Source organism: Levilactobacillus namurensis (assembly GCF_032197885.1).
Taxonomy (GTDB): Bacteria; Bacillota; Bacilli; order Lactobacillales; family Lactobacillaceae; genus Levilactobacillus; species Levilactobacillus namurensis_A.
This window is the reverse complement of sequence record NZ_CP134159.1, coordinates 2,229,719-2,252,754: the sequence shown is the minus strand read 5'-3', so window position 1 is coordinate 2,252,754 and position 23,036 is coordinate 2,229,719. Positions and strand designations below refer to the sequence as shown.

The 23,036-nt window shown below is 47.4% G+C and carries 18 protein-coding genes; 9 read left to right on the top strand and 9 right to left on the bottom strand.

The window, feature by feature from the left end:
• Positions 1-252 precede the first annotated feature (252 nt).
• Complete coding sequence (locus RIN67_RS10825) at positions 253-1,035, top strand: tyrosine-protein phosphatase (protein WP_024747969.1); 783 nt, start codon at positions 253-255, stop codon at positions 1,033-1,035.
• A 32-nt stretch (positions 1,036-1,067) separates the two neighbouring features.
• Here the strand turns inward: RIN67_RS10825 and RIN67_RS10820 are convergent, their stop codons facing one another.
• From RIN67_RS10820 to RIN67_RS10805, 4 genes are read right to left on the bottom strand one after another with little or no spacing between them, the layout of a single operon-like run.
• Positions 1,068-1,601, bottom strand: coding sequence for an NUDIX hydrolase (locus RIN67_RS10820; protein ID WP_264999868.1), 534 nt, complete (start codon positions 1,599-1,601; stop codon positions 1,068-1,070).
• Between the two features lie 27 nt (positions 1,602-1,628).
• On the bottom strand, positions 1,629-2,267 hold the full coding sequence (locus RIN67_RS10815) for a DUF421 domain-containing protein (RefSeq protein WP_264999867.1): 639 nt from the start codon (positions 2,265-2,267) through the stop codon (positions 1,629-1,631).
• A gap of 6 nt (positions 2,268-2,273) precedes the next feature.
• On the bottom strand, positions 2,274-2,723 hold the full coding sequence (locus tag RIN67_RS10810) for a DUF3290 domain-containing protein (protein ID WP_024747966.1): 450 nt from the start codon (positions 2,721-2,723) through the stop codon (positions 2,274-2,276).
• A 34-nt stretch (positions 2,724-2,757) separates the two neighbouring features.
• The gene (locus RIN67_RS10805; RefSeq protein ID WP_264999866.1) at positions 2,758-3,666 is read right to left on the bottom strand and encodes a helix-turn-helix domain-containing protein; all 909 of its coding nucleotides are present in this window, start codon (positions 3,664-3,666) and stop codon (positions 2,758-2,760) included.
• A gap of 133 nt (positions 3,667-3,799) precedes the next feature.
• Here RIN67_RS10805 and RIN67_RS10800 point away from each other — a divergent pair, with 133 nt between their 5' ends.
• The 4 genes from RIN67_RS10800 (at position 3,800) to RIN67_RS10785 (ending at position 8,933) form a co-directional block, all read left to right on the top strand.
• Positions 3,800-5,065: an MFS transporter gene (locus RIN67_RS10800; RefSeq protein ID WP_264999865.1), complete on the top strand. Its 1,266-nt coding sequence runs from the start codon at positions 3,800-3,802 to the stop codon at positions 5,063-5,065.
• Positions 5,066-5,124: 59 nt separating this feature from the next.
• A complete protein-coding gene (locus tag RIN67_RS10795; protein ID WP_107740576.1) occupies positions 5,125-6,459 on the top strand; it encodes a dihydrolipoyl dehydrogenase family protein in 1,335 nt (444 codons plus the stop codon).
• A gap of 220 nt (positions 6,460-6,679) precedes the next feature.
• The gene (locus tag RIN67_RS10790; protein ID WP_264999864.1) at positions 6,680-7,627 is read left to right on the top strand and encodes a nucleoside hydrolase; all 948 of its coding nucleotides are present in this window, start codon (positions 6,680-6,682) and stop codon (positions 7,625-7,627) included.
• Between the two features lie 127 nt (positions 7,628-7,754).
• A complete protein-coding gene (locus tag RIN67_RS10785) occupies positions 7,755-8,933 on the top strand; it encodes a cation:proton antiporter (protein WP_056944224.1) in 1,179 nt (392 codons plus the stop codon).
• A gap of 72 nt (positions 8,934-9,005) precedes the next feature.
• Here the strand turns inward: RIN67_RS10785 and RIN67_RS10780 are convergent, their stop codons facing one another.
• The 3 genes from RIN67_RS10780 to RIN67_RS10770 all read right to left on the bottom strand — a co-directional run bounded on the left by RIN67_RS10780 (position 9,006) and on the right by RIN67_RS10770 (position 12,186).
• The gene (locus tag RIN67_RS10780; RefSeq protein ID WP_264999863.1) at positions 9,006-9,911 is read right to left on the bottom strand and encodes a tyrosine-protein phosphatase; all 906 of its coding nucleotides are present in this window, start codon (positions 9,909-9,911) and stop codon (positions 9,006-9,008) included.
• 201 nt (positions 9,912-10,112) lie between these two features.
• Entirely contained in the window at positions 10,113-11,117 is a 1,005-nt protein-coding gene (locus tag RIN67_RS10775) for a tyrosine-protein phosphatase (protein ID WP_264999862.1), read from the bottom strand.
• 184 nt (positions 11,118-11,301) lie between these two features.
• Positions 11,302-12,186, bottom strand: coding sequence for an AraC family transcriptional regulator (locus RIN67_RS10770; RefSeq protein WP_264999861.1), 885 nt, complete (start codon positions 12,184-12,186; stop codon positions 11,302-11,304).
• A gap of 154 nt (positions 12,187-12,340) precedes the next feature.
• On the opposite strand from RIN67_RS10770, the gene RIN67_RS10765 reads away from it, so the two are divergent.
• Both RIN67_RS10765 and RIN67_RS10760 read left to right on the top strand, forming a co-directional pair.
• Positions 12,341-14,419 carry a beta-galactosidase gene (locus RIN67_RS10765; RefSeq protein WP_264999860.1) on the top strand — a complete coding sequence of 693 codons (2,079 nt, stop codon included), beginning with the start codon at positions 12,341-12,343 and terminating at the stop codon, positions 14,417-14,419.
• Between the two features lie 5 nt (positions 14,420-14,424).
• On the top strand, positions 14,425-15,741 hold the full coding sequence (locus RIN67_RS10760; protein ID WP_264999859.1) for an MFS transporter: 1,317 nt from the start codon (positions 14,425-14,427) through the stop codon (positions 15,739-15,741).
• Positions 15,742-15,806: 65 nt separating this feature from the next.
• Here RIN67_RS10760 and RIN67_RS10755 read toward each other — a convergent pair whose 3' ends face one another.
• A complete protein-coding gene (locus RIN67_RS10755; protein WP_264999858.1) occupies positions 15,807-16,799 on the bottom strand; it encodes an AraC family transcriptional regulator in 993 nt (330 codons plus the stop codon).
• Positions 16,800-17,062: 263 nt separating this feature from the next.
• On the opposite strand from RIN67_RS10755, the gene RIN67_RS10750 reads away from it, so the two are divergent.
• Both RIN67_RS10750 and RIN67_RS10745 read left to right on the top strand, forming a co-directional pair.
• Positions 17,063-19,165: a beta-galactosidase gene (locus RIN67_RS10750; protein WP_264999857.1), complete on the top strand. Its 2,103-nt coding sequence runs from the start codon at positions 17,063-17,065 to the stop codon at positions 19,163-19,165.
• 76 nt (positions 19,166-19,241) lie between these two features.
• Positions 19,242-20,516: an MFS transporter gene (locus tag RIN67_RS10745; RefSeq protein ID WP_264999856.1), complete on the top strand. Its 1,275-nt coding sequence runs from the start codon at positions 19,242-19,244 to the stop codon at positions 20,514-20,516.
• Between the two features lie 126 nt (positions 20,517-20,642).
• Here the strand turns inward: RIN67_RS10745 and helD are convergent, their stop codons facing one another.
• Complete coding sequence (gene helD / locus RIN67_RS10740; RefSeq protein WP_313825875.1) at positions 20,643-22,946, bottom strand: RNA polymerase recycling motor HelD; 2,304 nt, start codon at positions 22,944-22,946, stop codon at positions 20,643-20,645.
• Positions 22,947-23,036 lie beyond the last annotated feature (90 nt).

Sequence of the window (23,036 nt, the reverse complement as noted above, 5' to 3'; positions counted from 1 at the left end):
AATAGTTAAATGCAAATTCAATTATAGGACTCATTATACGCTTGCTTTTAGGTGTTGCGGGGGGCAAATCAATCATGATGGCTAAAAATTTAGGGGCTTCAGTAAAAAAGCCAATCTGCGCCTGGCTTCTAAGCACGGATCGGCAATATTAATTTATCGATAAAATAGTTTACACAACTTCTACAAGGCTTTTGACGTTTCTTTACACAGCCCTGCTATTCTAAGAATACTTCAGAAAGGGGTTTGAAACAGATGCGTCTACAGCGATTATTGATTAGTTTTGGGTGTGCTTTAGCGTTATTCGGGACCACGGCGTCCCCCGTGATGGCCGCCACGACCACGGATGCGGCCTTACAACCGACGGTATCTCAGAAGGTCAACCGACCAATTCACTTAGATGGGGCGGAAAACGCCCGTGATATGGGGGGCTACAAGACCAAGAGCGGCCGTTACGTGAAGCGCGGTCGGTTGTTGCGAGCCGATTCCCTAGATAAGTTGACCACGTTGGATGGCACCCGGTTAACGCAAGACTGGCACCTCAAGCAAATTGTTGATTTGCGAACGGCCGACCAGATTAAGAAGAAGCCGGATGCGCTGATCGAAGGGGTCAACTACTTACAAGCTTCCGTCCTGGGCACACGTTCGAACTACGACAACGACGATGCGGGGATGTACAAGGACATGGCCTTCAAGCCAGCCGCTAAGCGGAGTTACCACCGCCTATTAACGCTGGTTGCGCAACAAAAGAAGGGCGCCCTGCTCTTCCACTGTTCCCACGGGATGGACCGGACGGGGACCGCAGCGGCAATCTTGTACACCATCTTGGGTGTGAGCCGGAAGGATATTCAACGCGACTACCTCTTGTCCAACACCCAACTGGGCGTAACTTGGGCCAAGCCAGCCTTGTTGAACCAGTTCTTTACCGACGTTCAATCCCAATATGGGTCAATGAGCAACTACATTCACAAGGGCCTGAAGATTACCCCGGCACAAGAACGGGCCATTCGGGCGAACTATTTAACCGTTAGAAAGTAATAACCAGCGTAATCGATCCGGAAAAACCAAGGCTAAGTGGCGTTGGTTTTTTTGGCACCGTAAAGATGTTCCCAGGCGCCACGTAACTCCAGTTGGCAGTTGTCAAAGCCAATCTGGTCGAGGTGGTCTAAGGCCGCGGGAAAATCGAAGTAGCGGATGCGTTGAAGTTCGGCGGTCTGAATGGTGAAGTCCCGGGCAGTCCAGTCGGTTTGAAAGGCGAACCAGGCGCTGACCCAGTGGCTGTGAGGCATGATACGGTAGTTGTCGGCAGCCGTTACCGGGTGGTCGAAGCCCAGCTCCTCGGTCATTTCCCGGTGCATGGCTTCTTCGATGGTTTCACCGGCTTTGACGGCACCACCGGATGAGGTGTCCCAGTATCCCGGAAAGTTGAGCTTGTTGACGGCCCGTTGTTGGAGTAAGACCTGTCCGGCAGGGTTAAAGAGAAAGGCGTTGACCACGAGATGGTAATGGCCCGGGGTGACGGGATTTTCGCGTAACTGGTCGCCCACCCGTTGAAGTTGGCGGTTATAGACATCCCAGTGTTCATGGAGTTGGTCGGCAGGCATGGTGCAAGATCTCCTTTCTGGTCAGGGTTAACTGCGGTCGTACCGGGTGACCTTGAATTCATGATTCTCATACTTGGCCATGTAGACATCCCGAATGTTGGTGATGCCGTGTTGGGTCAGCTGATCTTCCAGCCAGGCTTCATCGTGGTTAGTCAGCTCGAGCACGTCAAAGTCGATTTGGCCGTCGACAATCAGGGGGTAGCGAATGGAGCCATCGCCCTGACGGAGGATTGTCAGACTGCCGTTTTGTTCAACGATTGCCCGTTTAACGTCTTCAATCCGGTAGACGCCGGCACTCCGCAGCTTGAAGTCCACTTCTTTGGCGGAGAGGTTGGCCTTGAGACAATTATGGACTAGGAGGCGGCCATCACGCACGATGGTAATGGGCCCACCATCGATGAATTTACCCACGATTCGGACGTGAATCTTGAGGTAGCGCATGATCAGGATTAACAGCGACCAGATAAGGAGCACAATCACGAACTGGATCAGGGTGATTGAGGAGTTGTAGATGACCCCACCGATAATGCCCCCTAAAACGTAGTTCTGGACTTGGTCGATCGCCGAAGTCGGCGCCAGGTTTCCTTTACCCGTAAAATTAATGAGTAACGTCATAAAAATGAAGCCGATGAGCAGCTTCAACACAACATCTGAATAAGTAAACATAGGCGGCTATCGCTCCTTTTGAATGGTGACTTGTGGGTGATATAAGGACAGCTTTTCTAAGACGAAGGCGGAGCCGTCTGAATTATAGGCGGCGCGGTAATAGCCCTTGGGTGTCTTGAACAGAAGACCATCCGTGGTGGTTGTGGCATTGACGCAAACTTGTTGGGGCTTAACCTTTAGCTGTTTCGCAACCGTTTTAACGGTGTCGGTAATCGCCCCGTTCTGGACAACGCTAGCGTGCAAGTTGGCCAGGCCGTTAAGTTGTAGCCCTAAGACCAGCAGAATCACGGTCCCGGTGATGATACTCAAGTCTTTATATTTCACGTTCCACCGGTGGCGCAAGTAGTAGACGAACAGCCAGATGAACAGGGCCAGTAGGACGATGATTAAGATCAAGCGGGCGTACTGCCAGGTTTGGTGGCGTGTGGTCAGGTAACCATAAGTATAGAAGGTCATCTAAACATCCTTTCTAAAGTTAAACAATTGGGAATTAAGGACGTGGGGGCTGCCACTCCGGGTGCTTTTCGCGGAAGTGCCGGGCGTGCTCTTGGTAACTGGCCAGTAACGAGTGGATATTCGCTGCCGCCGGAATCCAGGAGATTGCCATCAAACGGTCGGCCCGCAAGTCACCGGCGTGCTGGTCGCCGAAAAGCCACTCCCATAGGCACAGGCAGATTTGAATCGTCAGGGCCCCGTCCGTTCCGAGGTTAGGCTGGTTTTCGGGCAGGAGTTGCTGGCGAAACGCCCGTGCTTCGGTGTATTGGTGGTTCCAAAAGAGAATCTGAAGGGCCACTAGGTCGAAGGATGCGCGCGTGTCGGTGACGTGGAAGGGGTCAGCTTGCGCCTGCAGGTACCGTTGGGAGCTCGCGTGCATCTTGGTGATTCCAGCCAGTAACGTTGCGTTATCATGCTTTTGATAGGTAATTGACAACCACGCGTTGGCGATATCCAGGTCATAGAGGTGCCAGGTGGGGGCGTCGGTCATGCGTTGCCAGAGTTGTTCCATGGCGGGGGTAATCTGCCAGTTAGCGCTTCCAAAGGACTTCAGGAGGATGTCGGCAACCGTGGCCAACTCCTGCTGCTGGGGGTCGAGGCTGTGGTGGTACCGCTGTTCTAAGTGGTGCAACCAAGGGAAGTTTTCCTGTTCGTAGGCCAGATGCGTTCGGCTCTTAAGCAGGGTAGCCGCAGTTGGTTGGTAATCTTGTTGAACGAAACGAAATTCATCGGCGGTGACGTGTAACCGGTTTAAAATCTGGAAAAACTTCTCAACGGCGATGTCGTGTTCGCCCCGTTCCAAACGTCCCGCGAAGGACCGAGAAACGATGCCGCCGTAGAGCTCGCTCTGAGTTAAGTGGCTATCTAGCCGGAGTTGCTTGAGGGTGGCGCCCAAGGTATGCACAAGTGACCAGTCCTTTCAAGCCCTAGAATGGGGCAAATAAGCCCCAAAATCAAGGATAATGACGCGCGAATCCCCTTTACAATGATAATTAAGTTAAAACATGAGATTATCATGAGAAAGAGGGGCTGGGATTATGGTAACAAATCAGATTTCGAATCGTCAATCACTTGTCCAAATTTATAAGGCGGCCAGTAGCGACATCATCAGTAGCCTAAGCGGTGACACCTTCAGCTTTGCGTTGAGTTTAATGTTACTGCACACGACGCACTCCGCTATCAGTTTTGGACTGGAGGCGGTGATTTATCCCATCGTCGGCATCTTGTTCGTGGTCCCCATCAGTAACTTAGTCGACCGCCACGACCATAAGTCGTTGATTCTCATCAGTAAAGCAATCACATTAGTGGCGCTGGCTGGGTATAGTTGGCTGGTCTTTCGGGTGTCGGACCGCTTGCTGGTCTCGATGATGATCGTGGCCATTTTCGGGATTAACGATAAGGTGGTCGGCACCACGTATACGGCTTCGGTCCACGAATTGGTCAACGATACACACCTGAAACCCTTAGCGACGATTGAACAGGCGGCGAGTTCGGCCGTTCAGTTAGGCTCGCCGCTGTTGGCCGCGCTCCTCTATGCGGGGATTGGGTTCCGGGGCATTCTGGTACTGGAACTGGCCGGTCAGGCAGTGGTTTTGGGTATCGCGATGACTATGCACTTTTACCCGCTACCCAAGAGTTCCGCAATGGGGAACTCGGATTCCCAATTGGCGGCGTTTAAAGTGGGTTTGACCTACATCCACGACCACGCCGTACTTTGGTTTATTGTCCAACTGAGTGTTTGGATCAATTTACTGTTTAGCGCGGTTAACGTGGGGTTATCGTATATGATGGTGCAGGTCTTGAAGCTGGGCAACGTGCGACTGGGGTGGGTCAGCAGTAGCTTCGCTTTAGGGATGCTGGTGGGGAGTCTGATGCTTTTAAAGTTGGCGAACTTTCGTAATCTGATTCAAGCCATTCTCCGGCTGGTCTGTGGATTTGGCCTCAGCTATCTGGGAATTGGAAGTCTCTTGGGCGCTAAACTAGGGCCGAATACGATAACGTTGGGATTAATGGTTTTGGGCATCATCACGGGTGTCTTTTTGGCCTGGATCAACACGCCCATGGGGGTCTACATGCAGAGCACGGTACCGACCCAGGTGATGGGCCGGGTCAGTGGGACGTTGACCACCTTAAGTGCCTTAGCCATGCCCCTGGGGACGTTGCTTTATAGTTGGCTGTTCCAACACGTGGCCGGGAGCCTTCTTTTCTTGATCACGGGTGCCCTCTTGATTGGTCTGGCGGGGTACTTTAGTCACCGACCGTATCCGGTGACTAGCGTTCAGCCGTCGAAACCAATTTCTTAGAAATTTTGCGGTGACGTGCTACACTTAACGTTAGACAGACTTTGAAAGGGTGTTCGGGCATGCAGCAATTTGATACGGTCATTCTCGGGGGCGGCCCCGGTGGTTTAGCAGCAGCGTACGGGTTACACGCTAAGGGTCAACAAGTAGCGGTCGTTGAGAAGGACCTCTGGGGTGGAACTTGTCCTAACCGGGGGTGTGATCCCAAGAAGATCCTGATGGCGCCGGTCGAAACGCAGGGCCGGAGTGAAGCCTTGCAGGGCTTTGGCTTGAACGGCACGCTGGAGATTAATTGGCGGGCCTTGATGGCTAAGAAGCGAGCTTACACGCAGGGCATTCCCGGAGGAACGCTGTCCGGTCTTAAAGCGGCCGGTATCGCGACATTCCACGGGATGGCACACTTCAACGCGGATGGCAGTGTTCAGGTCGGCACGGAACAGTTGAACGCGACCAACGTGATCATTGCGACCGGTCAAGCGCCTCGGGTGCCGCAGATTGCGGGGCAAGAATGGTTACAGACCAGTAATGACTTCTTAGACCTCGACAATCTGCCAGCCGACATTACCTTAATGGGAGCCGGTTTTGTGGGTGTTGAGTTCGCCAACATTGCGCGGGCCGCGGGTAGCCAGGTCCACTTGGTCCACCACAGTGACCGGCCCCTCCGGGCGTTCGATGGTGACCTAGTTACGGATTTATTGGCGCAGCTGACCAAGCAGGGGATCGATGTACGGCTGGGAACCGACATCACCCAAGTCGAGCCGGCAGGTGACCAGTACCGGGTCACCACGGCCGATGGCGACCAGTGGACCACGGACTTGGTCTTCGCGACGGCCGGACGGGTTCCGGTGGTTGCGGACCTAGGTCTGGAGCAAGTGCACGTGGCGACGACCAAGCACGGTATCACGGTTAACGACCATTTGCAGACCACCAATCCGCACATCTTCGCCTTGGGTGATGTGGTCGACCGGCCACAGCCCAAGTTGACCCCCGTGGCCGGGTATGAAGGGCAGTACCTGACCACGGCGTTGACCACGCCGGACGCGCCAGCCATTAGTTATCCCGTGATTCCGTCAGTCGTTTACGGGAAGACGCAGCTGGCACAACTCGGTGTGACGCCCGCCCAAGCCGTCGCTGATCCGGACCAGTACCGGGTCAACGATTTGGATCTCACCCATTGGTACAGCTACCAACGGGTGAACGATCCGCATGCCCGCATCAAAGTTGTGATTGAAAAGGCCAGTGGACGCATCGTGGGTGCGGCTGCGCTGAGCATGGAGGCGGAACAGGTGATTAATTACCTGGACTTCGTAATCCAACAGCGGCTCAGTTCAGTGGACATCAACCATGCGATTATGGCGTATCCAACCTTAGCATCTGATTTGACCTATTTTAATTAACCTGATGAGTGAAAGCGTGGATGGTGGTGTCCACGCTTTTTTTGTGTGCTTAACGTTAAACGATTTAAATCCGAATGATAAGTGGATAAGTTCGGGTTCTGCATAGACAATCACCTTACTTTAATTCCGTAAAACAGTTTATGTCGAAATAGGCGAAAAATAGTCTTTACTCGGAAGTGGATTTTCCGTAAACTAGTAAGAAATCACTGGAGGGTTCGTTTTGAAAAACGTCTATTTTGACCATGATGGAAATGTCGATGATTTGGTATCCCTGTTATTGTTGCTGCAAGTGCCGGACATCAACCTGCTAGGGGTGGGTGTCGTGGATGCCGACGGCTACTTGGACCCCGCGGTCGAAGCGTCGCGGAAAATTATCGACCACTTTAATTCACAGGGGCACACTTTAAGTGTGGCGGCCTCGGATTCTCGTCCGGTGCACCAATTTCCTAAGGAGTGGCGACTGATCTCGTATTCCTACAACGCGATGCCGTTGCTGAACCGGTGGGATGAGATCCAGACGCCCCTAGCTTCCGTTCCAGCCCATCAGGACATGGTCACTAAGATCCGTCAGGCGGATGGACCAACCACGGTGGTCATGACGGGCCCGTTGACGGACTTGGCCCGGGCGTTAACCCTGGCACCGGACATCGCTCCTAAGATTGAGCGGTTATACTGGATGGGCGGGACCATGAATCATCAAGGGAACGTCAACGAACCCGGCGTGGATGGGACGGCCGAATGGAACGCGTATTGGGACCCTCAAGCTGTCCAGACGGTCTGGGATTCCCAGATTCCAATTCAGATGGTGGGCCTGGAGAGCACCGACGAGTTGCCCCTAACCGACGAGCTGCGGTACCACTGGGCCCAGATGGTGGGGTATCCGGCCGTAGACCTGATTGGTCAGGGCTACGCGTTGGTTCTTTCCTACGAAGCCAATTCAACGTATTACCTCTGGGACGTCTTGACGGCGGTCTCCAGTCAGTTCCCCGAACTGGTCGACACGCAGACCGTTACCAGTCGGGTCATCACTAAGGGCAAGGGCGCCGGTCGGACCTATCTGAATCCGGCGGGCCGGCCAGTGCAGTTGGTGACCCGCGCTCATCGGGAGGCCTTCTTCGACCAAGTGGACCGCCTGGCCCAAGCAGCCACCTACCAGACTAAGCCTTAATAGAGATGCACCAGCATGACAGTCGTTGTGCTGGTGTTTTTTGTTGCGAAACGAATCGCCGGTCGTCCCTTTTGCAGGGCGCCAAATTGGCGTATCATGGATATTAAACCTAAAAGGAGGATGACCCTTGGCATTTTTGGGAACGTTATGTTTAATTCTGGTGCTGACCACGCTAGCCGGTAATTTTGCGAACCGGCTAGGTGTCCCGGCAGTGATCGGTGAATTATTGATTGGAATCGTGATTGGGCCAGCGATGTTGAACTGGGTTCAGTTGAATAGTTTAGTAAACCTCTTCGCCGATATCGGGGTCGTGGTCCTGATGTTCCTGGGCGGCTTAGAGAGTAATTTGCAATTATTAATGAAGTATCTACGGCCAGCCATCGTGGTGGCGACTTCTGGGGTGATTTTTCCGGTCCTCCTGATGGGGGCCGTTTCCTGGTGGTGGGGCTTCACGCCCATCGAAGCGCTGTTCATCGGGGTCATCTTCTCGGCCACGTCCGTGTCGATTTCGGTGGCGGTGCTCAAGGAGTTCCATGCGTTACAGACGCGTGAAGGGGCGACGATTTTAGGAGCCGCCGTGGCGGACGATATTATCGGCGTTATCCTGTTGTCCCTGATGATTAGTTTACTGGCGAGTCAGGGAATCGAGACTGCGGGTAGCCATCCGGCACTGGGCTGGGTTCTGGCCGAACAAGTTGCCTTCTTCGGGGGGACCTATTTGCTGGTCAAATGGATTGCGCCATACCTGATGCACCTCAGCGAACGACTGGTCATGGCCTCCAGTGTGACCATCATGTCGATGGTCATCTGCCTGGGAATGGCCTGGTTGGCCGATATCGTGGGCTTGAGCGGGGCCATTGGCGCCTTCTTTGCCGGTATTGCCGTGGCCAATACACCGTACCGCGAAACGCTGGCTGATCACGTCGAGCCGTTGGGCAACGCGGTCTTCATTCCGGTATTCTTCGTTAGCGTGGGGTTGAATATGACCCTGGCACACTTAGGCGAGAATCTCTGGTTGATCGTGGTCTTGACGGTCCTGGCCTGCCTGACCAAGTTGGTCGGGTGTGGTCTGGGGGCCCGAATCTGTGGCTTCAACCTGACCAGTAGTACCGTGATTGGTACGGGGATGATTGCCCGGGGTGAAATGGGCTTGATCACCGCTCAAATCGGTCACCAGGCGGGGTTGATGAGTAATGCCAGCTACTCAGCCATGATTCTGGTGATCATCTTGGCGACGGTCCTGGCGCCGTTATTCTTGAAACCAGCGTTGAAGCAGCTATTGCCGGCGAAAAAAGCAGTGGCTTAAATGAAACCATCAAAAATGTCCCGTGTACCGTGATTGGTACGCGGGACATTTGGTGTCTATAAGGGGGAGACACTAGTTGCGAGGGGCCGTGAGATAATTTTTCTGTAACCGGGTAAGGTCTTGCTTGGAAAGGCCCAAGCCCTTGTGCAGGTAGTTGGTCACGGAGCCGTACTTCTGATCAATAGCCCGGTAAGCGGCGTTCAAGAAGGCGACTTGGACACCGTTTTGGGCTTTAGCGTTGGCTAGCTGGGTGGCGTTGAACCCGGCCTTTTTGTCCGCAGCGAGCTTGGCGGCGTTGTCCTTAGCCAGATACTTGTTGGATAACAAGTAGTCCTTTTGGATGGTCCGTTTATCGAACCCCAGAGCGGAGAGAATCAGCATGGTGCCGATACCGGCCCGGTCTTTACCGGCGCTGCAGTGCCAGAGGACGGCTTGGGTCTTGGGAGTCTTCAGTAGAATCTGAAAGAGGGTCCGGTAGGCTTTACGGCCCTGCTTGCCCAGAACGGCGTTACGGTAGAAGGTCTCCATGTTCTTGACGCCGGCACCTTTGATCCGGTTGCTCAGGTCACCGGAAGCTTTGCCCCACTTCAGAAAGACGGGGTTGGAGACGTACCGGACACCCTTGATGCGTTTATCGGGTGCGGTCTTCTGTTCAGCTAAAGTTCGCAGGTCGACGTCGGTTTTGAGATGGTAGACCTTGACCAGCTTACGTTCGTCAGACTTAGATAGGGTGGCTAACGAGTTAGACCGAATCAAGCGGTGGGGCTTGATGGCTTGGCCCTTGCGGTTCACGTACCCCCCTAGATCCCGGACGTTAGAGGCGTTTTGCAGAGCAATTCGCTGCCCCGCTTTCTGGGACTGAACGAGGGTCAGGTGTGGCCGGGTAGCCGCCTGCACCCCAATCACGGGGGATGATGCGGTTCCCAGTGTTGTCGCGAGTAGCGCGGCTGCTAAGATGGTTCCCAAACGATTAGTCATGAGCTTTATTCCTCCTCTTACTTGGAAACAAGGTCAGTATAGTGGGGAATTGTCGCGAAAGTGTGTTGATCAGGTAAAGAAATGGTTACTGGGGGCGTTGGCGAGGGCTTAGAAACGTCAATGACTTTATCAACAAAAAAATAACCGCCCGCCACTGAAGATGCGCAGGGGCGGGCGGTTCATGGTGCAGCTAACGCGAATTTATTTAGTCTTAGCGTTAGTTAAGTAGTTTGTTTGAAGTTGGTGTAATTGGTGGTTGGAGAGGCCCAGACCCTTGTGTAAGAAGTTGGTCATGGAACCGTACTTGGTGTTGATGGTCTTGTAGAAGGTGTTCAGGTAAGCCATCCGAACCGTGTTTTGCGCGTCGGTGTTGGCTAAGAAGTTCTTGGTCTGGGTTGCGGTGTAGTGCTTGTCCTTGGCAACGGCAACGGCCTTGGCGTGCTTAGCTTGGATGTCCGCCTTCAAGTACTTGTTGGACTTCATGAAGTCTTGTTGGATGGTCTTCTTGTCGAAGTTCAAAGCGGAGAGAACTAAGACAGTTCCCATTCCGGCCCGGTCCTTACCAGCACTGCAGTGCCATAAAACGGCCTTGTTCTTAGGGTTAGTCAGCAGTTGGTGGAAGAGTTGCTTGTAAGCCTTCCGGCCTTGTGCGGTGGTCACCGCGTTGTGGTAGGACTTTTCCATCATCTTTACGCCGGCGTTCTTCTTAGTGAAATCAGGGTAAGCGCCGAAGCCTTTGAAGACGTTGGCTTTGACCAACTTAACACCCTTCATCTTTACATCGGGACCCATCTTTTGTTCGATGATGGTCCGTAAATCAACATCCGTCTTGACGTGGTAGGTCTTGGTTAACTTGTTCACGTCGGCCTTAGTCAGACCGGATAACTTGTTGGAGCGGATCAAACGGTGAGCCTTGATCTTTTGACCGTTCTTGTTTACGTAACCCCCTAAGTCGCGGACGTTCATGGCACCAGAGGCCTTTGACAGAACGATGTGCTTGGAAGCGTTAGCCGGTTGCTTGACCGTCTTGCCCTTAGTGGATTTTTTAGCCGTCTTCTTAGCCTTGGCATGCTTCTTAGCAGCCTTCTTAGTGGTTTGGGAAGCATTATTGTGGGTCGCAGCCTCCACGTTCATTAAAGGTTGTTGCCAGCCCAGAGTAGTGGCTAATAACAGAGCGGAAAGTAAGGTACTAACTCGTTTGTTCATAACATTGACTCCTCCTCTTATTTGGGTACATAGCAAGATTATCAGGTCAATGTAATGGGATGGTGTTGGTTATGTAAAGATAATGGGCACTTCCTTCAATTGGATAAAACAATATTTATAAAGTAACAGATTAATTTTTTGAATGAATTTGGACAAGGATGTCATTATTTTATCCTTTTATGATTTACCATTTTGGAATATTTCCGGTTTTTCTAAAACTTGAAGGGGATATTTTAACCCATCTTTTAAACTGGCGACTAAAATTAGCAACACTTGTGTAACCGAGAGCTTCACTAATATCGTTAATCGAATATTGTGGTTTCACTAGCAATTTTTTTGCTTCGTTAATTTTTAGTTTTGAAAGATACTGACGAGGCGAAATACCGAATGTTTCTTTAAAAATTCTGAAGCCGTATCCAGAGCTAATACCTACTTTCTGAATTGATGCAGAGACTGTAGCAAGTTCAGTGTCTGATAGGTGTCCGTTTTTTATATAAGATAAAACCTGATTTATCATTTTCTCTTTTAGAAAATCTGCCATAATTCTAGCGTATTCGGTGCTAGTGGTGGCATTACTATTTTGCGGAGATTCTGTAGATTGGTAAAAAATTTGAAGGATTTTTGAAAGTTCTATTTGGATGATCATCTTGGTATCAAAATCATATGAAGAAAGAGAGGCTAATGCATCTAATTTTAAAAGATGGGATTTTAAATTAGTCGTGAGGCTACTTTTCTTTGGGTAGTGGAAATTAAGTCCCTTTATTAATTGAACCTTTAAAGTAGGATCATCAATATCAAAATGAAAGCAAAAATATTTTAAATTATAGTCAGCCCATACTTGGTGTAAGAATTCAGGTGGTATGATTAAAAAATCTCCGGTTTTTAACGTATAAATATTATCGTAAATTTTAGCAAATTCTTGTCCGTCTAGGATATAGATACACTCAAAAGCGTAATGTTTTTCAAAAGGCACAATCCAACTATCGGCAACTTGTTGTTCATGAGCTCCAAAAAACGTTAAGTTCCAGTCTAGCGCTGGAATTTTTTTTGCATTTTTCAAAAAGTCCAAGTTTATCACCACGAATGTATTATTTTGTTTTTATCATAAAGTCATATATGGATAAATTCAAGGCGATTTCTCCCATATACTTAAACAACTAGAAAAGCGATACTAAATTACGAATAAAGAAAGCGTTTTCTAAAAAGGAAGGGTGTAAAAAGCAATGAAGTTTAAACATTTTTTATATGGAGCTGCTTATTATTATGAGTATTTGCCATACGATCGCTTAGATGAAGATATAAAAATGATGAAGGCCGCTAACATTAATGTTGTAAGAATTGGCGAAAGTACCTGGAGCACCTACGAACCACAAGAGGGAATATTTGATTTTAGCAAATTGGATAAAGTTGTAGAGGCGATGGGACGAGCTAATATCAGCGTTATTATTGGCACGCCAACGTATGCAATTCCTACTTGGATGGCTAAAAAATATCCCGAAGTGCTAGTTACAGATCAGTCGGGGAAGCGACAGTATGGTGCTCGACAAATTATGGATATTACAAGTCCGGTTTATCGTAGCTTAGCAGAACGAATCATTAGAAAAATGATTAAACGGACAGCGGATAAGCCTAATGTTATCGGATTTCAGGTTGATAACGAAACGAAACACTATAACACCAGTAGTCATAACGTTTATGTAAGTTTCCAAAAATGGTTAAAGAAAAAGTTTAATGGGAATTTAGATGAGTTAAATTCTGCTTATGGGCTGGACTATTGGAGTAACCGAATTAATGCTTGGGAAGATTTTCCACCAGTTAATTCTACGATTAATGGAAGCTTAGGAGCTGCTTTTGAAGAATTCAAACGCCACTTGGTTGTAGATTTTCTAAAATGGCAAACTGATTTAGTATGTGACTACAAACGCGATGATCAATTTGTAACTAATAACTTTGATATGGAGTGGCGAGGTTATTCTTATGGATTGCAACCAGATGTTAATCACTATGATGCTTCGAAGATATTTGATGTTACTTCTGTAGATATTTATCACCCGTCACAAGATAATCTGACGGGAATAGAAACATCTTTTGCTGGGGATGTTGAAAGATCAACTAAGGACAATAATTACATCGTAATGGAGACGGAAGCGCAAGCCTTTAAGAGCTGGGTCCCGTATCCTGGACAATTAACATTACAAGCGTATTCACACATTGCATCAGGGGCAAACATGATTGAGTACTGGCATTGGCACTCAATTCATAATGGTTATGAAACGTATTGGAAGGGCTTACTAAGTCATGATTTTAAACCTAATCCAGTGTATAAAGAGGCAAAAACAATTGGTAAGAATCTTGCTTCATTCGGTAATGAGTTTATTAATACTCATAAGAATAACCGGGTAGCTTTTGTTGTAAGTAATCAATCTTTAAGTGCGGTAGATTGGTTCCCCTATAAGGGCACAGCTTTTGACCGAACTTCGGAACATCAATATAACGACGTGCTACGTTCGTACTATGACCCACTTTATAAATTAAATGTGGAGACAGATATCTTACAAGTTGGAGATAAAAGAATTAGTGTCGCTAATTATGATTTGTTGATCGTTCCAATGCTGTATTCTGCGACTGACGATGAATTGGAGCAACTTAATCGTTTTGCAGAGCAGGGAGGAACAGTTATTTACTCGTTCCGTTCAGGTTTTGCCAATCAAAATGTAAAAGTGCGAACCGCTACTCAGCCAGCGTTAATTTCTAAATCAGTTGGTGCTGAGTATGAGTTGTTTGTTGAACCTGATAGAAACTACGCGACTGATAAACCTTCTAAGCCAATGACGATTACTGGAACTAATGGTCTAGAGGATGTTAAACAAGAACCAGTTAAATATTGGTCTGAGCTATTAACGCCAACAACAGGCAAGGCGCTGGCAATGTATGGTCATCCTTATTGGGGAAAGTATGCTGCCATTACGGAGAATCACTTCGGCAAAGGTTGCACATATTATGTAGGGACATATGTAAATGAAAGCACACTTTCTAAACTATATGGTTATATTCTGAAAAAAATTGGTTTATGGGGTCCGCGTCAATCACAAACTTTCCCCATCATTAACAAGAGGCTAATTGAATCAGATGGTAATGTCTTAGATTTCTACTTTAATTATTCAAATGACCGGCAAACAGTCGCTTATCAATCAGAAAAGGGGATTGAACTTAAGCAACACGTGGAGTTAGGCATAGGAGATAAATTTGAATTAGAACCATGGTCAGTACGTATTTTTAAAACTACAGGTGAAGAGGGTTAAGTAAAATGAAGACTCAAGAAGCTACTGAATCTCCAAAGTGGCAAGCAGATGTAACCAATGAACAGCAGCCTAAGATTCCAATGTCTGTGGGAATTGCGGTATCAATCGGGGTATTACTGTGGTTAGGACCGTTTAATGGTGTTAGTTCGATCTTGAATCCAGCAAAATTGGCTAATATCATGGGAGGTGCTGGGGCAAAAGTTAATAATTTCTTGGCACTCTTAGGAACAATTGGTGCGATTGTATCAACTATTACGACAATTATTATTGGAGCGCTATCAGACCGAACTCGCTCACGGTGGGGACGAAGAACACCATGGATTGTGGTAGGTTCTTTCTTGACGGCTGCCGTAATGGTAGGGTTAGGTATGATAAATACAGTGCAACAGTTACCAGTTTTTATTGCGTTGTGGTGTGGAATTCAGACCTTCATTAATATGATTGTTGCCCCATTATTGGCAGTTATTGCAGATCAGGTTGCACCCCAACATCGTGGAACTATTTCGTCCATTTATGCCATTGGATTTGTTATTGGACAGTACGGTGGTCCAGTAGTAGGGGGTCGATTTTTAAGTAACAGCAACCCCGGGCTAGTTAATACGGGGTACTTTGTATTTGCTCTGCTGATTCTTCTTTCGGGTCCAATTGCGGCCATTTTACTTAAAGAAAAATCAAGTCTTAATATGCCTAAGGAACGTTTAGATTTAAGTGGATTTGTTAAGGCCTTTGTATTTCCTATTCACAAGGTACGTAATTTCTACCTAGCGTTGTTTGGCAAGATGATGATTACGATTGCTACTACGGCTTTCGCCACATACCAAGTTTTCTTCTTGACCAGTGGGATGAGTTTAGGAAGTACTGAGTCGGGAAAGTATATTTCTTTAATGGGAACGGCGACAATGGTCACAGCAATTATCTTTTCTTCAACAGCAGGTCCAGTTTCGGATAAGCTGAAGACCCGTAAATGGGTAGTTGCTTTTGCAGCGTTACTTATTGCTTCTGGAACGGTACTACCATTTTTGTTTAAATCACCAACAACTATGATTTTGTATGGTGTTATCGCGGGTACGGGATCAGGAATCTTCAGTTCGGTTGATCAAGCTTTAAACTTGGAAGTTTTACCTGATCCGGAAACTGCGGCTAAGGATTTAGGGATTTTGAACTTTGCGAATACTGGTGCTCAAATTTTAGCGCCAGTACTGGGCGCATTGCTATTTAGTATGGTAGGAGAACATTATTTACCAATCTTACCGTTCCTTTCGGTCATTGCTCTTGTGGGAGCAGGTTTGGTACTTATGATTAATGAACATAAGACGGTTTAGAACGTGTATAAAATAATGCCTCAGTGACGTTGTTGGAGAGACGACGTTGCTGGGGCATTATTTTATTAGATGCTATTCCAAAAATCCTTTTTAAACTGTGAATCGTTCATTTTATCTTTTGGAAATGTAGGGAAGTTCTCACTAAATAGTCGTTGATCAACGAAATGACTAACCTTGCGAATCCTAAATTGACGTGGAGACATACCTGTCCATATTTTAAACTGTCTGCTAAAATTTGCTGGATTTTTATAACCCAGTAATTGGCTAATTTGGTTAATGTCAAATTGGGGCTTCAACAGTAGTTGTTGGGCGATTTCTTTTTTAATATCTGATAAATAGGACTTAGGCGAGCTTCCGTAGTATTTTTTAAAGATTTTGGATGCATATCCTACACTGAGATTTAATTGTTGACAGATATCAGAGATGAGACTCGAACTGTGCAGTTGAATAGCTTGCTTTGGATCATTGATAGCTTGATCAACCTGTTGACGCAATGATTTTTTTATATGAACACGAATCATTTTAGCGTACTGCATGGTTGAGATGTTTCCGGGATGATAGGGAAGTTCAATCCCTTTATAGAGGCTCAAAATAATATCAGATAAAAGAATTTGAATTTTCATTTTGTCTATAAAGTTATAAGTTTCTAAATTTTTTGGTGAGATTAAGCTAATCATCTGTTGAAATTGAGGAGTGACAATCTTGTTTACTTTTTCGTCTTTATGATAAACAACTTTAGAGTTGGCAATAAGATGTTCTTCGAAAGTTGGTTCATCGAGATCAAAGTGGAAGCAAAAGTAAGTTAAATGTTGAATGCTCCATACTCTATGCTGGGTACCAGGCGAAATAATTGCAAAATCACCTTGTTTAAGCCGATCAGAGTATACGCCGTAGTCGATACCTTCAATTCCTTTTATGACATAGATAAGCTCGAAAGCGGCATGCTTTTCTTTAGGCCACGACCAATTTTCGGCTACATCTTGGAGATGAGCACCAAAAAAAGTGTAATTCCAGTTGATGACCGGGAGACGATGAGCGTTTTCTAAAAGTTTTGGCATATTTTTCCCCCACTTACTATTTAAATACAAGTTAGTCGTAGTACAAGTACAGTATAACTAGCCTAAGAAAGGGCTTACAAGCGGAAGACGTTTAATGATAACTTTGCGATTGATAATGAAAGAAATGTGATGTGATGATATAAATGTGGCATCTTGAGTCATGGTAAAGAATCCTAGGTAGATGGTATGGTTAGTTTGTTAAATAAAGCGCTTACAAATTCAAGCAATAAGTGCTTGCTTCTAACTATGAAAGGACGATATGTATGCCAAAACAAAAAAGTGTCTTATTTGGATCTGCGTATTATGCTGAGTACCAACCAACTCCCCATTTAAGCCAGGATATGCAACTAATGCATGATGCTCACATGAACGTCATTCGAGTAGGTGAAGGTAGTTGGACGCATTGGGAGCCAGAAGATGGTCATTTTTCTCTAGATTGGTTAGAACCAGTATTGGATAAGGCTCAAGAGAATGGAATTAATGTCATTATAGGTGTTCCAACGTTCTCAATTCCACAATGGTTGGTGCGTAAGTATCCTGAGATTGCCTTGCATGATGAGAATGGGAACCCTCATTATTTTGGGTCACGTGAGGAACATAGTTTAAGTCATCCGGTATTCCGCTATTATGCTGAACGAGTTATTCGCAAGATTGTTGAGCGCTATGCTAATCATCCAGCAGTGATTGGATGGCAATTACATAATGAGCCGGGACTTTTCCAAAACTATTCGCATGATGTATTCGAAGGATTTAAAGATTATCTACGTCATAAATACCAAACTGTAGAAAATTTAAATAAAGAATGGGGATTGGTTTATTGGTCTCATGAGCTGTCTACATGGGATGATTTATGGAAGCCAGAAGGGAATGCCCAACCACAGTATGATATTGAGTGGCGCCGTTACCAGGCTTCGTTGACGGATGATTTGTTGAAGTGGCAACGGTCTGTAATTCGGTCTATTGCACCAGCCAATCAATTTATCACTGTGAACGTTGCTTTGGATCGTAGTGCATTTGATGAAGGCGTATCAGGAAAGCAGTTAGATGTGGCTTCAACAGATTTATACTTCCATATGCAAGATGGGATGAAACTACCTAATCCAGATACACCTAAATCTTGGTTTGTTAGTGGGCCAAGTCAATTAGCTCTACAAGCGGATCGTTCTTATGCGATTAAGCAACAACCATACTATGTCGCTGAAACAGATGGTGGTCCTATTGGTGGTGCAGGAGATAATTACCCAGGTTACCATGGTCAGTGGCGACAAGCTGCATGGCAGTTTATCTCTCGTGGAGCTGAGATGATTGAATATTGGCAGTGGCAGCAACTGCACTTTGGAACTGAGACCTATTGGGGAAGTGTTATTCCGCATGATCGGAAACCGGGTCGGGTTTACAGAGAAGTATCGGAATTGGGAAAGGAATTATCTGAAGCTGGTAGTGAAGTATTAGACTTAAAACCTGATTTTGATATTACGATTTTAGATTCAGTTGAGTCTCGTTGGGGATTATCATTTGAACCATATACTTCTGAAGATGCAACAATGGATCCTCATAAAACGCGCAATCCAGAGGCATATAATCATATGATTGCTGCTTTCTATAAAGGTGCCTTTATCTCAGGAAAGCAAGTCAACTTTATTCACGACTCGCAATTATTGAACTTGGAAAGTGGCGAATTCGTCATTGATCCCGCTGACTTTGTAACTGCGCATCCAGTTTTATTAGCTGCTGGTATTTACATTACTTCTGATGGATTGCTTGATTGGCTTCGTAAGTACATCGAAGCAGGTGGTCATCTTATCTTAGGACCTAAGTCGACTTATGCGGATAGTCTTGCTCGGGCACGTCTTGAGACAAAACCAGCTAAGTTAGACGATTACGCAGGAACGTCATACCAGGAATTCTCTAATTTGCGTCGTAAAGTTGCGGTTAATGGAACGGATTCAATGCCAGTACGTGAAGGTTCAGCTGCAACGGAATGGATTGATTGTTTAGAGAAAAAGGATTCAACCGTGTTAGCAACGAGCGATGATCCTCACTTTAAGCAATTTCCACTGATGACAACATCGGAGGCAGGTAAGGGTCGCGTTACGATGATTGGGACAGTTCCTAATAAGGAATTAGCAGCTTCTATTTTCGATTACCTTCTATCAAAGGATACTTGGACTGCAAATTATGAAACAGTTACGCATTCATCTGCTGTTAACGGTAAGGGTGAACATCTTCATTTCTTGTTTAACTGGAATTGGAAGCCAGTTACGGTAAAGCTTCCAGAACCGTGTGTAGCACTTAAAGATGGAGAAAAGCTGACTTCTGTTAACTTACATGCATGGGATGTTGTGGTTCTTAAAACCCAAGAATAGGGAGACGCTGTCTTAGGAATATCAAGAAGTTTAAAAGTTTTCTATGAGCAGCGGATACTTTTGAGAGGTTATAATTATGGATGTAAAAAGTAATATTGATCAAAAATTACTCCCATGGCAAACGCCTAATGACGCTCAACAAAAAAAGTTTCCAGTTAGAACGGCAATTGCATTAGGAGTAGGTGTAGTTTTGTGGTTAGGCCCGTACCTAGCATTGGTCGGTGTCTTAGTACCACAGCAAGTGGCTAAAATAAATCCGGGACAGAAAACGGAAATTATCGCTTTAATGTCGACCTGTGCCATGATTGTTTCCACCATTGCTAACATCGTTGAAGGAGCTTTGTCTGATCGGACACGGTCACGTTGGGGACGAAGAACACCTTGGATTGTTTTAGGGTCTGTTGGGACAGCTATTTGTATTCTATTTTGGGGTAAGAGTGTTACTGCATGGCAAGTCATTCTATCAGATAGTATCTATATGATTTTTCTGAACATGATTGTTGCCCCATTGATTGCGGTAATTGCTGATAGAACATCACCTAAGTATCGTGGAACGATTTCAAGTGTTTATGCTTTGGGATCGGCTGCAGGTCAATATGGTGGTCAGGCTTTTGCTTCTTTATTTCTACCAGTTCCTTACACGGGATTTATTGTGATGGCGGTCTTAACGTTGTTCTCAGGACCACTAGCGGCTATAATTTTACGCGAAAAGTCCACCAAAGATATGCCTGTCGAAAAAGTAACGATTAAAAACTTTTCCCAAAACTTTGCGTTTCCTACTAAAGGAGCCATGGATTTCTATTTGGCACTTTTTGGGAAATTAGCGATTCAAACGGCGTCGTTTGCAATATCTGGATACCAGTTGTATATCTTAACGGATTATATTAAATTGCATGGTGGTAAATTACAGAGTTATGTGACGCTGATTTCTATGATTCTGATGGTAACTGCAATTGTGCTATGTATCTTTGCGGGACCGTTATCAGATAAGATAGGTAAACGTAAAGTTCCAGTTATTTTTGCCGGGGGATTGATTGCGGTTGGCTCCTTAGTCCCGATGTTTTCAACGAAGCCGTGGGTAATGCTGGCATATGCGGCCATTGTTGGTATTGGGATGGGAATGTACAATTCTGTTGATCAGGCGTTGAATATTGAAGTATTACCAGATCCTAAAACAGCAGCAAAAGACTTGGGTCTGTTGAATATGGCCAATAATGGTGGCCAAGTATTTGGCCCCATCTTTTCTGCGGCAATTATTGGTATAGTAGGCTATCGCGGGATTTTTCCTCTCGCATGTGCTATGGCAGTTATTGGTTCGGTGCTGATTATCTTTATCAAAAAAGTTAAGTGAGCTTCAAATAAAGGTTACCTGTTTATCAAAACGGGTAACCTTTATTATTCGATAAATATTATTAAGTCACAAAACCCGCACCACCAATCCAACAACGGGTCAGCAGCGCGGGTTCAGGGTCAGTCATTAACTTAATTCGTGTTCAATCTGCAAGTCATCTTGGGGAATCTTGCTGGACGCAATCAGGGGGGAGACGGGCCCAATACTGAGCAACGTCAGGTGGTGCATCGCCCGCGACGCAATCGTGTAGAGGGTCCCGGTGAACTGCTCGTTGGGGTAGTTCTCCGCGGAGACGTTGTAGGCAATCACACTGTCGAATTCGAGCCCCTTCGCTAGGTAGATGGGCAGGACCACCACGCCCTTAGGTAAGGAGCGGTCCGTGTCAGTCAGCCGTGTAAGGTCGAATTCTGAGTGGAGTTCCTGGTAGACGTACTTGGCCTCCGCGGTGTTCTTGGTGAGAATCGCGACGGTCCCATTGGTGGCGATTTCCGTTCGCAACTCGTGGGCCAGGGCTTTGAACGCTCCTGGGAAGTCATAACGAATCACGACCTTTGGCAGGTCTCCCGGCCGGTTGAAAGCCTCAATCTGGTCACCATCGGGCAATAGCGCCTTGGCGAAGGTGGTGATGGGGAGCGTCGAGCGGTACGACCGGCGCAGAGTGATCAACCGGGACTTCTTGGCGTGTAGCGCCGCGCTCAGTTTCTTCAGAATCGTTTCGGGAGCTTCAACGGCTTTAAACAGAGCCTGTTCGCTGTCGCCTAACAACGTGAGTTTGGCGCGGGGAAAGGCGTGCTGCAAGTAAATTAACTGCGCAATCGAATAGTCCTGCATTTCATCCACGAAGAGGTGTTGCATTTGGTGGTTCTTCCCGCCACCCGTCAGTAGGTCCCGCAGATACATCAACGGCGCCGCGTCGGTCAGGGCCAATTTGTGGAACTCGATGTCGTGTTGGTAACGGTCAATGACCCGTTGCCAGTCGGTCGCGGAGACGTCTTCCGGTAAGGGGCAGTGCGTCAGAAAATCCGTGTACTGGCTGTAAACGTCCAGGAAGTAACCGTTGTAGATGGCGTCATCGACCTGACGTAAGCGCCGGCGAACAATCTCTCGAGCGATAAAGTCGATCTCATCATCGAGTTGTTCGAACTGACCCAAGTGCTTGGCACCCAAGAGGTTGTGGTAATCTTCGTCGCTGAGTTGGTCGATGGTGTCGCGGACCCAGTCAGCCTTAGCTTCCTCGGCGATGCGGTGCTTCAAGCGTTTCTCCAAGACGTTCTTGGTCTTTAAGAACCGCTCGGCAGCCGGAACCGTGGTCGGATATTGCGCGTAGATATCGCGAATCTCGTGCCGGTCGAAGAAGACCCGGCCCTTGAAGCGGATATCGGTAAATTGTAGGGCGTCGGCGGCACACCGTTGACAGTAATCGGCCACAGCGGTCATCATGGCCGCACTTTCCTGAAAATTCCGGAGCGCCGCGGCGACGGGATGTTGCTGGTCGCTTTCGTAACGTTCGAATTGTGTTTGGACCTTCAGTCCTTGGAACCGTTGGGTCAAGAATTCGGCTAGCGTGACTTGACGCATGTTACGTTCCCCTAAGCTGGGCAGGACGTCACTAATGTAATGGCTGAACAGTCGGTTGGGCGAGAAGAGGACAATCTGGTCGGCCTCGAGGTCCCGGCGACTGTGGTAGAGCAGAAAGGCGATGCGTTGGAGAATCGCTGAGGTCTTACCGGAGCCGGCTACGCCTTGGACCACCAGTAGGTCGCTGTGAACGTCCCGAATGATATCGTTTTGTTCCCGCTGAATCGTCGCGACGATGTTTTGCATGGTCGCGTCGTTCTGTTCACCCAAGACGTGTTGGAGCATTTCGTCGCCGACGGTCTCGTTGGTGTCGAACATGCTTTGAATCTGACCGTCTTGGATCAAGAACTGCCGTTTCTTGAGTAGGTCGGTCTGTTGGGGGCCGGCTGGCGTGTGGTAAGCCACCTGACCTAAGACCCCATTATAGTAGATACTGGAAATGGGCGCGCGCCAGTCGTAGACCAGGAAGTTCTCCTGGTCGTCGACGAACGAGGCCGTGCCGATGTAGAGGGATTCCGGTTGGGATTCGTCGGGATCCTGGATGTCGATTCGGCCGAAGTAAGGGGACTTTTGAAGCTCTTGATAAGTCCGGAGTTGGTCTTGGATAATGTTTTGATTTTCCGTTAACCGGGAGACCAGGGCCCGTTGTTGCTGCAGCTCGGCGCTGGTTTCGATTCGGTCATCGACTTCGAACCAGTTGACCGACGTGTTTTCACTATAGTTCTTTAACACGTTGCGCAACTCTTTGTGGGCATCGTTGTATTCGGCCGTGGTCCGGTCGATGCGCTTCCCAATCTGGTGAACGACTTGGTCCACCCGGTGTTGCTCGTTGGCTTGTTCGTTGGTGGTCAAAATGACCGCCTCCTTAATAGAATTGGCTAAATTGCTTAACAATTCTAGTCACATTTAAGTGCTGTGTCAATCAAAGACCGTTGTAAAAGC

Bases quoted from the DNA above. Each gene is read 5' to 3' on its own strand.
- RIN67_RS10825 (WP_024747969.1), top strand. From the start codon at position 253: ATGCGTCTACAGCGATTATTGATTAGTTTTGGGTGTGCTTTAGCGTTA.
- RIN67_RS10820 (WP_264999868.1), bottom strand. From the start codon at position 1,601: ATGCCTGCCGACCAACTCCATGAACACTGGGATGTCTATAACCGCCAA.
- RIN67_RS10815 (WP_264999867.1), bottom strand. From the start codon at position 2,267: ATGTTTACTTATTCAGATGTTGTGTTGAAGCTGCTCATCGGCTTCATT.
- RIN67_RS10810 (WP_024747966.1), bottom strand. From the start codon at position 2,723: ATGACCTTCTATACTTATGGTTACCTGACCACACGCCACCAAACCTGG.
- RIN67_RS10800 (WP_264999865.1), top strand. From the start codon at position 3,800: ATGGTAACAAATCAGATTTCGAATCGTCAATCACTTGTCCAAATTTAT.
- RIN67_RS10795 (WP_107740576.1), top strand. From the start codon at position 5,125: ATGCAGCAATTTGATACGGTCATTCTCGGGGGCGGCCCCGGTGGTTTA.
- RIN67_RS10780 (WP_264999863.1), bottom strand. From the start codon at position 9,911: ATGACTAATCGTTTGGGAACCATCTTAGCAGCCGCGCTACTCGCGACA.
- RIN67_RS10775 (WP_264999862.1), bottom strand. From the start codon at position 11,117: ATGAACAAACGAGTTAGTACCTTACTTTCCGCTCTGTTATTAGCCACT.
- RIN67_RS10765 (WP_264999860.1), top strand. From the start codon at position 12,341: ATGAAGTTTAAACATTTTTTATATGGAGCTGCTTATTATTATGAGTAT.
- RIN67_RS10760 (WP_264999859.1), top strand. From the start codon at position 14,425: ATGAAGACTCAAGAAGCTACTGAATCTCCAAAGTGGCAAGCAGATGTA.
- RIN67_RS10755 (WP_264999858.1), bottom strand. From the start codon at position 16,799: ATGCCAAAACTTTTAGAAAACGCTCATCGTCTCCCGGTCATCAACTGG.
- RIN67_RS10750 (WP_264999857.1), top strand. From the start codon at position 17,063: ATGCCAAAACAAAAAAGTGTCTTATTTGGATCTGCGTATTATGCTGAG.
- RIN67_RS10745 (WP_264999856.1), top strand. From the start codon at position 19,242: ATGGATGTAAAAAGTAATATTGATCAAAAATTACTCCCATGGCAAACG.